Source organism: Bacillota bacterium, assembly GCA_013178415.1.
In the GTDB taxonomy this organism is placed as follows: Bacteria; Bacillota; SHA-98; order Ch115; family Ch115; genus Ch115.
In genome coordinates this window covers 37,191-51,509 of record JABLXA010000013.1, presented here as the reverse complement: position 1 = coordinate 51,509, position 14,319 = coordinate 37,191, and the positions used below count along the sequence as shown (strand labels likewise).

23 protein-coding genes and 1 tRNA gene are annotated in these 14,319 nt (G+C 51.4%); 19 read left to right on the top strand and 5 right to left on the bottom strand.

What is annotated here, in order from left to right:
• The first annotated feature begins 81 nt into the window (after window positions 1–81).
• Complete coding sequence (locus HPY52_11245; protein NPV80833.1) at window positions 82–762, top strand: metallophosphoesterase; 681 nt, start codon at window positions 82–84, stop codon at window positions 760–762.
• Window positions 763–859: 97 nt separating this feature from the next.
• Here HPY52_11245 and HPY52_11240 read toward each other — a convergent pair whose 3' ends face one another.
• Entirely contained in the window at window positions 860–2,767 is a 1,908-nt protein-coding gene (locus tag HPY52_11240) for an ABC transporter substrate-binding protein (protein ID NPV80832.1), read from the bottom strand.
• A 561-nt stretch (window positions 2,768–3,328) separates the two neighbouring features.
• Here HPY52_11240 and HPY52_11235 point away from each other — a divergent pair.
• Window positions 3,329–3,402, top strand: a tRNA-Gln gene (locus tag HPY52_11235).
• An 85-nt stretch (window positions 3,403–3,487) separates the two neighbouring features.
• Here the strand turns inward: HPY52_11235 and HPY52_11230 are convergent.
• The 4 genes from HPY52_11230 to HPY52_11215 are packed head-to-tail and all read right to left on the bottom strand — an operon-like array spanning window position 3,488 to window position 5,699.
• Window positions 3,488–4,624 (bottom strand): site-specific integrase, encoded by a 1,137-nt coding sequence (locus tag HPY52_11230; protein NPV80831.1) that lies wholly within the window; start codon window positions 4,622–4,624, stop codon window positions 3,488–3,490.
• Window positions 4,621–4,806, bottom strand: coding sequence for a hypothetical protein (locus tag HPY52_11225; GenBank protein NPV80830.1), 186 nt, complete (start codon window positions 4,804–4,806; stop codon window positions 4,621–4,623). Before HPY52_11225 ends, HPY52_11230 begins: the two co-directional genes overlap by 4 nt.
• A 26-nt stretch (window positions 4,807–4,832) precedes the next feature.
• Complete coding sequence (locus tag HPY52_11220) at window positions 4,833–5,312, bottom strand: ImmA/IrrE family metallo-endopeptidase (protein ID NPV80829.1); 480 nt, start codon at window positions 5,310–5,312, stop codon at window positions 4,833–4,835.
• Between the two features lie 30 nt (window positions 5,313–5,342).
• On the bottom strand, window positions 5,343–5,699 hold the full coding sequence (locus tag HPY52_11215) for a helix-turn-helix domain-containing protein (GenBank protein NPV80828.1): 357 nt from the start codon (window positions 5,697–5,699) through the stop codon (window positions 5,343–5,345).
• 219 nt (window positions 5,700–5,918) lie between these two features.
• On the opposite strand from HPY52_11215, the gene HPY52_11210 reads away from it, so the two are divergent.
• The 17 genes from HPY52_11210 to HPY52_11130 all read left to right on the top strand — a co-directional run bounded on the left by HPY52_11210 (window position 5,919) and on the right by HPY52_11130 (window position 14,066).
• Entirely contained in the window at window positions 5,919–6,128 is a 210-nt protein-coding gene (locus HPY52_11210) for a helix-turn-helix transcriptional regulator (protein NPV80827.1), read from the top strand.
• A gap of 89 nt (window positions 6,129–6,217) precedes the next feature.
• Complete coding sequence (locus HPY52_11205) at window positions 6,218–6,421, top strand: helix-turn-helix domain-containing protein (protein NPV80826.1); 204 nt, start codon at window positions 6,218–6,220, stop codon at window positions 6,419–6,421.
• A 38-nt stretch (window positions 6,422–6,459) separates the two neighbouring features.
• On the top strand, window positions 6,460–6,711 hold the full coding sequence (locus HPY52_11200) for a hypothetical protein (protein NPV80825.1): 252 nt from the start codon (window positions 6,460–6,462) through the stop codon (window positions 6,709–6,711).
• On the top strand, window positions 6,698–6,967 hold the full coding sequence (locus HPY52_11195) for a hypothetical protein (GenBank protein NPV80824.1): 270 nt from the start codon (window positions 6,698–6,700) through the stop codon (window positions 6,965–6,967). Before HPY52_11200 ends, HPY52_11195 begins: the two co-directional genes overlap by 14 nt.
• The gene (locus HPY52_11190) at window positions 6,961–7,356 is read left to right on the top strand and encodes a hypothetical protein (GenBank protein NPV80823.1); all 396 of its coding nucleotides are present in this window, start codon (window positions 6,961–6,963) and stop codon (window positions 7,354–7,356) included. The genes HPY52_11195 and HPY52_11190 overlap by 7 nt, the downstream gene beginning before the upstream one ends.
• Window positions 7,357–7,965: a hypothetical protein gene (locus HPY52_11185; GenBank protein NPV80822.1), complete on the top strand. Its 609-nt coding sequence runs from the start codon at window positions 7,357–7,359 to the stop codon at window positions 7,963–7,965. It begins immediately after the preceding gene.
• Complete coding sequence (locus HPY52_11180) at window positions 7,940–8,950, top strand: AAA family ATPase (GenBank protein ID NPV80821.1); 1,011 nt, start codon at window positions 7,940–7,942, stop codon at window positions 8,948–8,950. Before HPY52_11185 ends, HPY52_11180 begins: the two co-directional genes overlap by 26 nt.
• Before the next feature lie 226 nt (window positions 8,951–9,176).
• Window positions 9,177–9,515 carry a hypothetical protein gene (locus tag HPY52_11175; protein ID NPV80820.1) on the top strand — a complete coding sequence of 113 codons (339 nt, stop codon included), beginning with the start codon at window positions 9,177–9,179 and terminating at the stop codon, window positions 9,513–9,515.
• Window positions 9,496–9,732 carry a hypothetical protein gene (locus HPY52_11170; GenBank protein ID NPV80819.1) on the top strand — a complete coding sequence of 79 codons (237 nt, stop codon included), beginning with the start codon at window positions 9,496–9,498 and terminating at the stop codon, window positions 9,730–9,732. The genes HPY52_11175 and HPY52_11170 overlap by 20 nt, the downstream gene beginning before the upstream one ends.
• Before the next feature lie 106 nt (window positions 9,733–9,838).
• On the top strand, window positions 9,839–9,982 hold the full coding sequence (locus tag HPY52_11165; GenBank protein NPV80818.1) for a hypothetical protein: 144 nt from the start codon (window positions 9,839–9,841) through the stop codon (window positions 9,980–9,982).
• A 27-nt stretch (window positions 9,983–10,009) separates the two neighbouring features.
• Window positions 10,010–11,227: a hypothetical protein gene (locus tag HPY52_11160; GenBank protein ID NPV80817.1), complete on the top strand. Its 1,218-nt coding sequence runs from the start codon at window positions 10,010–10,012 to the stop codon at window positions 11,225–11,227.
• A gap of 133 nt (window positions 11,228–11,360) precedes the next feature.
• Window positions 11,361–11,987, top strand: a complete 627-nt coding sequence (locus tag HPY52_11155; protein NPV80816.1) for an ATP-binding protein — start codon at window positions 11,361–11,363, stop codon at window positions 11,985–11,987.
• 12 nt (window positions 11,988–11,999) lie between these two features.
• On the top strand, window positions 12,000–12,629 hold the full coding sequence (locus HPY52_11150; protein NPV80815.1) for a sigma-70 family RNA polymerase sigma factor: 630 nt from the start codon (window positions 12,000–12,002) through the stop codon (window positions 12,627–12,629).
• Entirely contained in the window at window positions 12,619–12,999 is a 381-nt protein-coding gene (locus HPY52_11145) for a RusA family crossover junction endodeoxyribonuclease (protein ID NPV80814.1), read from the top strand. Before HPY52_11150 ends, HPY52_11145 begins: the two co-directional genes overlap by 11 nt.
• Window positions 13,000–13,626, top strand: coding sequence for a thymidine kinase (locus HPY52_11140; protein ID NPV80813.1), 627 nt, complete (start codon window positions 13,000–13,002; stop codon window positions 13,624–13,626). It abuts the gene before it with no gap.
• Between the two features lie 96 nt (window positions 13,627–13,722).
• A complete protein-coding gene (locus HPY52_11135; GenBank protein ID NPV80812.1) occupies window positions 13,723–13,911 on the top strand; it encodes a hypothetical protein in 189 nt (62 codons plus the stop codon).
• A complete protein-coding gene (locus tag HPY52_11130) occupies window positions 13,905–14,066 on the top strand; it encodes a DUF2292 domain-containing protein (GenBank protein ID NPV80811.1) in 162 nt (53 codons plus the stop codon). Before HPY52_11135 ends, HPY52_11130 begins: the two co-directional genes overlap by 7 nt.
• Window positions 14,067–14,319: the final 253 nt, after the last annotated feature.

The following is a 14,319-nucleotide window of genomic DNA, read 5'->3' as shown; positions in this document are numbered from 1 at the left end:
TAATCAGGCGCTATTGATGTTGCCATGGCCGCCAAAATGTGACACAATATTAACAGATGTCGCAGGCTGAATGGCAAGATAATCACTGATACGCATTTTTTCGTGAGGAAGCGGTCACACTTGAAAATCCTGGTTGTCGCCGATCGGGAGGAACCCCTCCTATATGATTACTTCAATCCCGAACGTTTCTCCGACATAGACCTGGTGATCTCTTGCGGTGATTTGCCAGGGGAGTATCTCTCCTTCATCGCCACCATGCTCAATGTGCCAGTATTCTATGTTCGGGGGAATCACGATGTCTCCTACGCTTCACGCCCGCCTGAAGGGTGTACGAACATAGACGGGCGTGTCGTCAATTACAAGGGGATCAGGATCGCAGGATTAGAAGGATCCCGACGCTATACAGATGATGCAGTTCAATATTCCGAAAGAGAGATGTTCTGGAAACTGATAGCCTTGAAACCAAAGCTTTGGCTATCACGTGGGATCGATATACTCGTGACCCATGCCCCCCCATACAGCGTCCACGACCTTCCGGACGTTTGCCACCAGGGGTTCAAGGTCTTCTTGAAGATGATCAAATCTTACAAACCGCGTTACTTTCTCCATGGTCATGTTCATTTGAACTACAAAGCCAGACAGGAACGTATCACCAGAGTCGCATCCACATGCGTGGTAAATGGGCATGGATTTTATATACTGAATTACGAAACCAGTGACGGGCCTGGAGATTGCTCGACAGTACCCATAGGTGCCCTATGATCGCGCTGGTGATAACCAAAAGGCCTGGCGATCCGGGATATAAGTTGCAGATCACCAGGCCGTCGCTTCCTATTCAGAATTCATCCTAATTCTTCTCCTATTTCTTCTTAATGAAGTACTGCTCTGGCGCAGTGTTGCCCGGGGTCAGCTGGAGCCAATCAGAAATGGCCTTCTCCGGGACATTCCTGAAGTTATTCTTCACGATCACAATGTGAGGCAACCCTCCCACCAGGCCGATATTCCAGATGTTCTCTGCATTAATGCGCATAATCTCCTTTGCAAGGCGAATCCTCTCACTATCATCAATCGCCTCAATTATTTTATCATAGAGTTCATAGATCTTTTGAATCTCAGCAGGAGGCTTTTCTCCTTCTTTCCCTCTGGTTCTATACCACCTCCAGTACTGAATACCAGTGCTCGGCGGGGTGCCACCCTCTATCGGCATCCAGTAGAGCATCTCGATGAGCGGCGTGAAGCAGCGATCCATAGTCCACACGCCGACATCTAAATCACCAGCCATGGCCCGTGGGCTGAATAGATCCCTACTCTCTTCCTTGACGATCGTCTTCACTCCCACAGTCTCCCAGTATTTCTTCACCATGGCCACAACATCACGCCATGGTCCAAATACAGGCGCATATTCTATGGTAAGGCTTAATGTCTTGCCATCTGGCCGGAGTCTGAATCCTTCTTTGTCTCGTTTCATGAGACCCATCTCATCAAGGATCTTGTTGGCTCGGGCTGGGTCATACTGTGCGTAAGCCTTTGCGAATTCTTCCTCATAATAGGGGCTTTCTTTGATGACGGCTGCCTGTCTCGGTTCACCCATGCCGAGGTAGCATATCTCGTTGATCTCATCGCGATTTATAGCTTGGGAAAGCGCGATGCGGAAACGTCGATCTTCAATGAGTTTTCTCAATACCGGATCCTTATCATTGAGATTGAACATCAAAAGCGCATTTGAGCCTTCGGCGGATGTCCACTTGAGCACCCTATAATCTCCCTGTTTTCGATTGGTCATATACAATGTATAGTTCTCCCACAAGATGTGACGGAGCTGCATGTCTACTTCGCCGGCGACTGCCTTCACGTTGAGCGTCTCGATGTCCGATACGATATCAAAACTTATGTTATCGATATACGGAAGCTGATTACCCTTTGTATCTACCTTCCAGTAGTATGGATTCCTTTCACAGACTACTGGCGTTGATGGAGGCACACGTTTTGGTATCCAAGGCCATATCCTGGGACAGCTGGGGTTCTGCCAGCTTTGTCTATCCCAAAAGAACTGGTACCACAAGTCAAAACCAGCGGCTTTTGCAGCCTTTTCAAGTTCTGCCTTGGGGACATATTTGGGGTGAAAGTTCTTCAGATAATGCTTTGGATATTGGGTGATTCCTCCACCCACGGGTCCGGCGAGCATCATAGGGAAAAGGCCATATGGGTGGGCAAAGCTGAATCTTATGGTATTGGTATCAACTTTTTCTACCTTACCGGGCACACCGCGAGTGCAGAGCCATGTGGGGAAAGTCGGTGTGAGCTCCTCGTTCAAAAGCACATCCTGGTACCAGAATAGAATATCATCTGCGGTAAATGGTTGACCGTCCGACCATTTCATGCCATCGCGAAGGTGGAATGTGAAAGATTTCCCGTCCTTAGAAGCTTCCCAACTTTTTGCCACGTTCGGGACTACAGTCTTACCATCTGGACTCCATCGCACCAGGTTTTCATAGGACAGCCGATTGCTTATTATCCCCGCATCACCCGGCCCTATCGCAATTCGTCGCCATGTGCCTCCGTACTGCCCCACCTCCTCGACTGGCTTTATTACAAGAGGTTCCTTGGGAAGCCTCTTTTCAACAGCAGGAAGCTTCCCTTCCTTTACCAACTGAGCAAGCTGAGGTGACTCGTGATATTGGGTAGCTGCGCTTGTCAATGGCGCGGTAACGCATAGAAGGGCTGGCGAGATGATCAGAGCGAAAACAGGTTTTGCAGAAGATCTCATATTTCGCCTACCTCCTGTTTGTTGGGAATCCGACGTCTCTGATTCAACTTAAGTGGGCACAGCTGGCTACATTTGGGCCTTCCCCCTTTCATGCCAAGATCCAATGATCCTCGACAATTACTGAACATTGCTCCTGTCAGCAATGCAGTGGGTGAAAAGGCAAGGGGCCTATGATGCCTGATTATATAAATTTAGGGGTTTAAAGCAGCAAAGTGTAATATGACATTGGGTAACAACAATAGCGAGAGAGAGTTAATGAATGCCTATTCTGATTCCAGTTCATTACGATATTGAATTCGGCTTATTTTGATAACTCTACTTTCGACATGTCAAGCAAGATTCCTCCTGTCCAGGGTTCCGGGCAGCCATGCTGTCTTGAAAATAGCCGGGCGCCATTTTCATTCCCCGTCGGTGCCGCCTGGGCGGCGCGGGGGACTACCGCCAAAGGATGATGTAGGATTTCGCGCATGTAGTTTCGCCGTTTCGCCATACATATTGACATTTCTAGCTGGGGAAAGTATCATTATAGATGACAACTTCTTATTACTTGTCTTTTGATGCTGGGGAGTCGTCTAGCGGTAGGACATCAGACTCTGGATCTGAGTGCGGGGGTTCGAGTCCCTCCTCCCCAGCCAAGTATTTTCAAGGGGTCGCAGATCGCGCGACCCCTTCTTTTTGTCCCTGTGGCAATCCTGTGGCAATCCGACGATAAAGTCCCTGCTACCCCCCTATTTTTTTACGCAATATTTCATCTATCACCCGCGCTGGCCTAGTTAAGTGATCCTCAAGGGTATGGCCGTATTTTTGCACGGTGAACGCAGGGTCAGCGTGCCCGGCGAATCGTGCGACTTCATTTGGAGAGACTCCTGCTTCGAGCAACCATGTAGTGTTGGTATGACGCAGATCATGCAATCGTATTTCGGGCACTCCTGCCTTTTTGAGCAAGGATTTATATTGGCGGGTCAGGTCACACGGCATGATAGGCGTTCCTTTAGACGTAGTGAACACGAGATTATACGGGTTGTAAGATTTACCTAGAGCCTGCTTGATCATATCCTGTTCAACTTTATATATCGCTAGGGCCTCTGCCAGCATCCTCGGCATGGGCAAGTCCCGTCGGCCATGTTTTGTTTTTACCTCTTTGAACTTAGGATTCGCGACGGTCGATGACTTATGTAATTGTTGCCTCACGTTTATCATGCCGCGCGCGAAGTCTACATCCGACCAGCGCAACCCCAGGATTTCACCCCGCCTCATCCCCATTGTCATGGCGGTTAGGTAGAGTGTATAACGATATGGGGCATGCTCTCGTACGGCCGCTAGGAATGCCTCAGCCTGCTCTGCGGTAATGGCTTTCCCCGCCTCTCGTTTCCGCGCTGGCGGTTCAACTTCGAGGAGCGGGTTGACAGCTAATTTCCTCATGCGGGTTGCCTTCAACAAAGCGGCCCGAAGCACCCGATAATGTCCATGCACTGTATCTGGCGCATACCCCTGATCTAACTCATTGTTGAGCCAGCGTTGGACATCGCTTGCTGTGAGTTTTGCGAGAGGTATACCGCCGATCGCGGGCGCGATGAGACGTTCTATCACATCTTTATACCACACCCTGGTACCCTCAGAGACTCCGCGCGTGTATAGTTCCAGCCACTCCCGGCACCACTCGGCGACAGTCTGCCGTGTGGGTTCTATGTAGGTTCCCTTGTTCATCTCAGCAATGATGTCGTTTACCATCCTTTGGGCTTGCTTTTGGGTTTGGGCGACAGGCAGATATTTATACCGCTTCTTGCCGTCGGGTCCCCTGCCCTGGTAGACGACCCCCTGCCAGCCGTCCCCATGCTTACGGACGTGGCCCTTCATCTTACCTCCACCTCTTTCATTGAATCATAGAGCACCCACCATACGCGCCCTGTGAGCCGATCTAGCTTGTAGACTGATTCCGCGTCTCCGACGATCTTATAACGTCCGAGGACGAGCGCCATCAGAACCGCGCCCAATAATGCACCGATAATGATAGGCTTCCACTTGTCCGGGAGCCTCACAATCTCACCCCCTTCATGCTACGCACTCAGGCTTCTTTCTGGTAAACCCATATCCTCCCCTCTCCGAGGGTAAATATGGAAGAATGGTCCGACAGAAATATCTGTAGTCGCAAATTCATATAAGCAGGAATAACATCAAACATTTCGCTGGCTTCCTCGACAGTAATCACTGAATTGGATACTGCGAGTTCCCACAACGCATCGTCCGGTATGAGATGCATCACCGCCCAGCGGCGCGCGCGGTGTTCTTCACGGGAGACCCGTAATAGATCTTGATATGTAAGGTATGATTGCAGGCTGTCAAAGCTCGATGTTTCATGGTGCCCTAGTTCTTCCGACATCACGCAGCGTCGAAGCCGCGCGTTATCTTTTAATGCAGGAGAAAGGATAATAGTTGGACGGATATCTTTTGCGACAACATAGAGGCCAAGAAGAGGATCCGGTAGATCACGTGTAAACCACCGGACCTTCATTCTATCTGCATATTCAAAAGGATCGAAACTCAAAGGCGCCGCCCCCCAGTTATATCTGCAAGCTTATAACCCTTCCTTGTCACGTTCCCGTAGTTCGTTCAGAATGATTTCGATTGCCCGTTGAGCTTCTGGGGATAGTGGGGTGTCGTAACCATCTTTGCGTGAGGCTGCCTTGCGAGTAGATAGCTTATCCTTATCTCCTTCCTCGTCGATATAACCGGCAACCTTCATCAATTCCATATATGGGACGCGGAGGCCCCTTGCCAGCTTTTTCAGCACCTCGGGTCTGGGGACCCCGCGCGCGCCAGTTTCTATCTGAGATATATAGGGGCTTGAAACGCCGGAACGAAGCGCTAGTTGCCTTATCGACATGTCCCTATCTTCACGTAGTTTCTTTAGATAACGTCCAAAAGCACTCATTTGTTATCCCCCTTTTTGCCCCTCCCACAGGAATAATGTAGCACGTATATCTATATGCTTGCAAGTGCATATCAATGCGTATATTTGCTAGTGCAACCGAAAAATATGTGCGTCACCTGGGTTAAGAAATTTTTTTAAAAAAGTGGTTGCATTAGCAATCGGAATATGATATAGTGTTTGCAGAAGCAAAACCTGGTCGAAAGGGGGGAAACAGATAGATTGAGAAACCAGATCAATGTCAGGTTCGAGGAATTTCTGAGACGTAGGATAGAAAAAGGGCTTACGCTGAACGAATTGGCCCGGCGTAGTAAGATATCCAGCCCATTTATGAGTCAGATTGACCGGGGAACAAGGCACCCCGGTCCGAAAACGGCGATGAAATTGGCAAAAGCCTTGGACTGCAGATTTGAGGATATTTTTTACACTTAATGATTGCATCTGCAACCAAAGTTCGCTGTAGCAATATGATGGGAGATGGCATTATGAGACCGCTAACTCTGGAGGATTGCAAGGTAGACATGCTAACGCCGCTGGAGGTGGCCCGCATCCTGCGGATCGGGCGCAATCGAGTTTACGAGGAAATTAGGTATGGCGAGCTATGCGACATCGCCATCAAGCTGGGTCGGCTGTGGAGGATCCCCAAGGCGGCACTAAAGCGGCGAATGGATGAAGGAAAGAAGCCGACCTGGGAGATCTTTGACGGGAAGGGGAAGAAGGCTTAAGGTTCTACGGCTAGGGAGAGGTAAGGAGGGTAGAGAAAATGGATATGATCTCGATACATAAGCACGATGGTGATAGGCCACTGGAGGGACGTTGCATCATATTGAGCGACGGCACACCCGTCCTGGATATTGTTTACTCGAATGCTGAGCTATCTCTATTTGGAATGACAATCGAGGACTGCCACCGGCTCATTACGCTTACAAAAGAACTTGCCGCGAAGATCGAGAAAGATCAGAAGCCGTATGTAGTCGCGGTGGCCGGTGAGGTGATCACTAATGCTGTGGGATGATTTGCCGGTTAGCTACGATTCCTGGCGCACCGCCTGCCCTGACGAGGCTCCAGTCGCGGCTATGTGCGCGGAATGTGGACGGGAGATATATGCAGCCGAGCGCGTATATGCGATGGAAGACGGTTATGTTCACAAACGCTGTATCAAGAAATACGCGCCGAACCTTGCTGAGGAAGATTTGGAGGATCTTGAGGATCGTCTCACTGAGGCTGAGATACAAGAATGGGACCCCGAGGAGGACGACGAGCTATGGTAGGTATGTTGTTGAATAACGAAAGTGGGTTAGTAGTAGGCATCAGTTTCGAGCAATTACCTACTACCCATGGGATCGCTCCCCAGCTCATTAAATATCTCCATGAAGTCCATGCCCCTGAGACCTGCGGTAGGCGCTTTGAACTTGGCGGATACAAGTTTAGCGTGACGTTTCTCATTGATGGCCAAGGTTATGTGAAGGCAAACATCAAGACCGATCCGTTTCAAGATTTTTCGATCTCATCTATCTCACCTGCGTTTTTGAAGCAACTCCGCGAGGCCATCGACCAGATCTTGAATGATGTCATCAGTCCGTATGTAGACTTGCGGAACCGAGTAAATCGCCTGCTGTGCGCTGGGTTGATAGAAATACCCGCAAAGGAGGCGTTGTAAGTGGTAATGCCGTTAGAGGACGTTCTGCTGGGGGCCTACGAGGCCCCCGAGGAAATCCCGGATGATCAACAGGCGCAGGAGGTTCTGCGCGAGAGGTTCCGGATCAAAGACGACGCGCAGGCTGACTGGGCACTGAGGAAGATAGCCAAGGCGCGGAGACGTTTCGCTGAGGCTGAGGAACTTGCAATGCTCGAGGTCCGAAAGATCCAGGCGTGGCTGGATGATATCGAGAAAAGTGCCGAACGGGAGGAGAGCTTTTTCGCAGGATTGCTCCGCGAATATCACATGGGGCTATTGGCTGAGGACCCCAAGCATAAAACTCACAAGCTCCCGAATGGACAGTTGCAGATGCGTGAAACCCAACCTGAATTCGTCCGGGATGATCAAATCCTATTACGCTGGCTCAAGGAGCGGAATCTAACCCAATATGTCGAGACCATTGAACGTCCCCAGTGGGGGGAACTGAAAAAGGCCCTGCAGGTTGAGGGCACGAAGACCGTCTACGAGGGCGAGCAGGTGCCGGGGATCATGGTCAATCCAAAGCCTCCTACGTTCAGAGTGGTCATAAAGGAGGATGTCAGCGATGATAACATTTCAAAAAGCCACTAAGCGACAGGCGAAGGCCCGAATAGGCATAAGTGGCCCAGCGGGGTCGGGCAAGACCTACACCGCATTGAAGTTAGCTACCGCCATGTGCAAGAAGGTCGCAGTGATTGACACGGAACACGGCAGCGCAAGCAAATATGCTGACGAGTTCAGCTTCGATGTCCTGGAACTGGACGATTTCCACCCCAACAACTACATCGAGGCCATCAAGGCTGCCGAGGCAGCCGGCTATGACGGCCTCATCATCGACTCGATCTCCCACGAGTGGAACGGCAAGAATGGCTGTCTTGAACTTGTGGAGCTGTATGCAAAGCGCAATCGGGGAGGGAACAAATATGCTGCCTGGGCAGACGTCACGCCACTCCACAATGACTTCATCGAAGCTATACACGCCAGTAAGCTGCATATCATCGCCACCATGCGTTCAAAAATGGATTACATCCAGACCGAGAATGAGCGCGGGAAGACCGAAATCAAGAAAGTCGGCATGGCGCCGATCACCCGCGAAGGCGCGGAATACGAGTTTGATATCGTCGGAGAAATGGACCTCGATCACACCATGGTGATCACCAAGAGCCGGTGTAAGGCCCTGGCTGACCGTGTGTTCAAACTCCCTGGCGAAGACCTGGCGAAGGAAATCATGGCATGGCTATCAGACGGTGCGCCACAAACACAGGCACAGGCGCAGCCACCAGTCAAGCCAGCGCAACCCACGCCGGCACCTGCGACATCCGCGACTACGCCCTCGGATATGCGTGATTCTAGTGGGATGTTCCCGGACTTGATGGGCCTTACTCCCCCGCCGGAATCCACGTCAGAGCTGGCAAGGACGACAAAGAAAGCATCTCAAAACGTCGCCTTTTGCGACCAGTGCGGGGCGAGCATCTCGGAGAAGGTGCTGCAATACAGCCAGGAACATTGGGGTAGGGCATTGTGCATGAAGTGTCAGAAAGCCGAAACGTCTGAGGCAAAAGCTGTGGGGCAATAGCCCCCAGCCTCGCTAAAATACGATACCCAACCAAAGTAACTCTTTGCGATGAATTCTGCGCCGGAGGGGTGTGAAGACCGGGCATCAGGCGCAGAAAGAGCGAAGGGCGAGGATAAAAAAGCACAAAGGATGCCATCTCCCCACAACACAGAACCATTGTTCTCCCGGGCTTCTTTAATGGGGCGGTTATGGGGGGAAGGCATCCGCTTAGAAGGCGGTGAACAGGATGCCTAAAATGCTGAAGGATCCGGCATTTCTCCATATTTACGCGCAAAGGGATTGGCACGATGACGTTTACATTGTTGGAAATAAAGAAGGGCTGGAAACTTTATGTAGAGTTATAAAAGCTGCGCTCGCAAGAGGAACTGCCGATAGCGACAAAATGTCCGATGGCGTTTTTGTTGGCGATGGCGAAGGCTACGGTATTAAAGCGATACGGTACCGTAGTAATGATGATTGGCCTCGGCTCGCTGTCCCATATGTAGATGAGGTAGCAAGGGAGAATAGATGGGATGCGTTGCAGCCCTGGGATTTATTAAAGGACGGTGAGCAGCAGAATGGCTGAAGCTAGTGAAAATAGGAGCATGATGTATCTAAAAACCTTAGAGGAAATAGAATGCAATCTCAAAAGGCACCATGAGCGGATACGGAGATTAGAGGTTGTGGCAGAGGCGGCGAGAGATTTCCTTGCCTGCCCCGATAGGCGGAAATTTGAGGGGCGTAAAGCCTTTAATCGGCTCTTCATTGCAGTTAGGTCACTGGAAGACGGTGAGCGGGGATGATGGTTTTCGCCTTGGGTTTCCTGTGCGGCGCTATCATTGCGAAGATCTGGCACACATGGGAATTGCACCGTATCCGTCGCCAGCTCAAGATCGGGGGGACAGATTGATGAAAAACCTGTATGAGAAGTTGCGTGAGTTCTCAGACCTGTGCCTGGAGCTGGCCTTTGGCGTATGCGCTTTCGGGGCAGGTGTTGGGATTGCATTCATGATCATGGATCTGATACTGAAGATGGCGGAAGGAAGGCATTGAACATGCCTACGGCGAGGGAGTAGAGGTATGGCATGGATTGAGTTGCATCAAAGCGTGTGGACACACCGTAAGACATTGCGCCTTGCGGCTGAGCTAGAGATCCCATCGATTTACGCGGTTGGGCACATGGCGCAGTTCTGGTGTTGGGCAATCGATAATGTACCGAACGGATGTCTCATCAACATCCCTCCGCGTGTTATTGCAATTGCGGCTGGATGGCCGGGCGATCCGGACACTTTCTGCCGCGCTGCTTTGGCGGCTGGCTTCTTCGATGATGATGGACAGGGCAACCTATCTATCCACGATTGGTACGACTATGCCGGGCGTCTTCTGGAGCAAAGGGAACATGCTGCCAGCCAAAAGAAACGGCACCGGGAGTTGTATGCCAACAAGCCGCTCACGCAGGCGATCCGAGAGAGAGATCAAAATAGGTGCAGATATTGCGGGCGGTTAGTAGACTGGAAAGACCGAAAGAGCCCAGCCGGTGCTACCTATGATTATATTGACCCGAATGGCCCTACGACAATTGAAAACGTAGTCGTAGCATGTCGTGCCTGTAATGCTGGGAAGGGACGGCGAACTCCCGAGGCGGCAGGCTATAGGCTTTTACCAGCTCCAACTAAATATCTACAAATATCTAGTCAGAATCAAGTAAAAATCAAACCTGAATCTACACCAACCGTACCTAACCGTACCAGTACCGTACCTAACAGTACCAGTACTAGTACCCCTCCCCCTCCCTCCCCAACCCCTGACGGGGTTGTGGAGGGGGCTGAGGGTGGGGATGAAAAAACGGAACCTGAATCAATTCCCCTGGAGAAACGCTTCCCGCGTTACACCAATGAGCAGTGGACCGTGATCCGGCAGTATTGGGATGTGATTCGCTTCACACGCAAAACCGGACAGGTCGCGGATAACATCGTCGCACGCGAGATGGACTACTGGGAGCGGTTCCCCGTGGGGATTGTGATGCAGGCACTGGAGATCCATATCCGTAAGTGCCAAACCAAACGGGAGGAATACACACGCGGCATTATGCGCCGCCTAGAAAGGGAGGCAGAACATAGTGGAAAGACAAGTAACGGATTTCCTGGAGAAACGGCTAAAGGAGATCGAGCAGAAACGTGTAGACCGGATATCTCTCATTACGTCGGTGGGCGGTACGGAGCAATATTTAAGCGATCACTTTCCGATGCTGAAGGAGAGGCTGGCGGGGCTGTCCCCGGAGGCACTAGCGGAAATTGATCCACGCATCCTGCATGACGGTGAGTTGCGCGAAAATGATTGCCAACGGTGTTTAGCAGAACGTCCAGATCCGCCCAGACCGCGCTGCGTCCCCTGGACTAGCTTGAACCTTAGTATTGCCCCAGGCTGCCGAATGACCGTACGGCTGGGGCAACTTGATATGGAGAGTTGCCCCAAATATGCAGAGTGGCAATTACGCGAGTATCTCAAAGATGCCGGTGTAGGGCAACGATTCTTGGGATGCTCGTTTGAAACGTATGTGCCCGCCACGCCATCACAATCCGTCGCGTTGAAAATGGCCCAGCAATACGCCGAGAGCCTACCTTGTGACAAGAGTCTGCTCATCATCGGACCTTGCGGAGTCGGGAAAACCCACCTGGCGGTTGCGATCGCGAGGGAGGCGCTAAAAGTCAACATAGGGGATGTAGTTATACGGCAGGTGCCGGAGGTCCTGGGGGAGATCCGGGCTGCCATAAGTCGCGGGGACGAGAATGCCCACATCGCACTTGAACGATATGCCAATGCGAATTTACTGATTCTGGACGATCTGGGCGCGGAGAAGATAACGGAATGGGTTCGTGAGCAGCTATTCCTCCTGGTCGACGCGCGATATCAAGAGATGCTCCCGACCGTGTTGACATCAAACAACAGTTTAGAAGAAATAGAGCAGCTCCTGGGACCACGTATCGCTTCGCGTTTAGCCGGCATGTGCCAGGGCGTGGTCATAGATGGACCGGATCACCGCATTGCGACAGCGTAGGAGGGTATAGAGATGCAGCAGAGGTTGTTATCTGATCTTGAAGCAATTAAACGAGCGCAGCATGATTCTGCTGCTCTGGAGGCCCTGGCGGGGGAAATGCACGATCTGGTGTGGAGCTGTTACTGGCGGCATTTTGGGAATGCGGCGGAGAAATTGGCGGCGGCCAGGATAGAGAAAGAGGATCTATTTCAGTCGGGTATGATCGGATGTATGAAGGCATTGAGACGTTTCGATCCCGATCGTGGTACTGCCTTTTCCACATATGCGATGCCATACATAGAGGGGTTCATGTTTCGAGCGTTTCGAGATGGTCAGCTTATTCGCCCCTGGCGGGGCAAAGATGGACGGCGAGATGCGATAATTGTATCGCTGGATGCGCCCCTAGCCGTCAATAAGCATGGCGAGGAACTTCCGCTTGGTGAAACCCTGGCGGTGGATGAGGATTGGGAGGACATCGTCACAACCCAAGTAGACATGACGCGGGCGGTGTCAGATCTCCATCCTCGCGTCGCAGAGATTGTGCGTCTGCGGGCAAAAGGATTAGGGCAAACGGCGATAGCCGCGAAAGTGGGATGCTCCCAGGCGCAGGTGTCCCGGTCGTTGGCGGCGGTGCGAGAGCGGGGTGGCTTTTGTGCGAGCTGAGATCGTCATTCCAGGGAGACCGGTGACGAAGAAGAACCATCAGCAGGTGTGGCAAAATCGGAAGAGCGGCAAGCGGTTTGTGGTCCCGTCGAAGGCGTATAAGGAGTATGAGGAGAGCGCATTGCGGGAGCTGAGGGCCTATCAAGGCCCTCGGTTCTCCGGGCCGGTGCGGGTGACGGCACAGTATTACATGCCCGACCGCCGATCCTGGCCCGACCTAGTCGGACTCATGCAGGCGACACATGACATACTCCAGGCGGCGGGGATAATCGCAAACGACCGGGATATCGTGTGCGTGGACGGATCATTGATAGCAGGAGTGGACCCTAAACGTCCGCGCGTGGTGATAGAGATTGAGGAGGTATCATAAATGTCTGAAATACCTGGTAGTGTAGAGGTCATTTCGGGACCAATGGGTGCAGGGAAAACGACAGAATTGCTTATGAGGATGGAGTATCAACGGAGAACTGCGTATGTCCCTAATGTGATTGTCCCTACGACGGTTGCAAAATCTGGGAGATTTAAACTCGCTAAAATGAAGACACATGATGGTCGAGAGATTGTTGTTCATCCCGTTGAGGATCTTGAGAGAGAATTTATTGATCTTCATGCCCGTGAGGGACAGATTAAGGAACCAATTGCTATCGGTATAGATGAGGTGCAGTTTTTTGATAGGTCTATCATTCCCGTTGTGGAGCGGGCTGCGCGCGAGTGGGGATGGACCATTCTATGTTCAGGGTTAAATTATGACTTCAAGGGAGATTTTTGGGAGACGACGTGGGACCTTCTCAATATCGCTGATGTAGATATACTCAGGAAAGGGAAATGTGCCGTCTGTGGCAGTCCCGCCTTATGCACCCAGCGTCTCCATCTCGATGGGGCCCCGGCGCGTAGGGATGAACCCAGGGTGGTGTTGGATGATGGCAACGTACGCTATGAGGCGCGGTGCTGGAGGTGCCACGTGGGTGGCGCCACAAGAATTCTACGGCATCGGTGAGGTAGAAGCCATCAAGCCGTAAAGAAACCGGATAGAACCCCCACTATTTGCAGCATAAGTATTGGTGGGGGTAAAACACATGGAAGGAGGCATTGAATGCGTTACAAGGAAATGAGTCTGGAACTACGTCGAGATGGTGGGAATCGGCCTAGAAATCGACAAGAGATCTTAAATGCTTTGGATGAAGCTAAAGCGTGGGTGCTTAAATGTCTGGATGGTTATGATTCAGCGTCCGTGGTTGTTTATATTAAGGCGCCACTTGAGGCAAAAGAGGAGGGATTCTAATCCAAGAGCTGGTGCCAGAGCTGGTGAAGTCTATCATCCGCGAAATTACGCGGTTTGCAAAGAAAATCGGGGGCATGCGATATGGAGTAGTAGAGATCATTGTCCAAGACGGAAAGCCTGTCCGGATCAGAATTACTGAGGGATACCAGGTTTAGGGAGGAAATCTATGCTAGATAAATGGGATAGAAAGACGGATTTCTGTTGTGCCTCGTGTGCTTATTATGCCCCGAAGAATCCGGGAATTGGGCGCTGTAGACGGCACGCCCCAACTATGGCCGGATATCCGGTTGTATATCCATATAACGATTGGTGTGGGGATCATAGGGTAGGCGATAATCCCTATAAGGCGGACACCGCTGAACTAACGAAGGCAGTTGGTAGATAGAGATAGGCTGACGCGCAGAACGC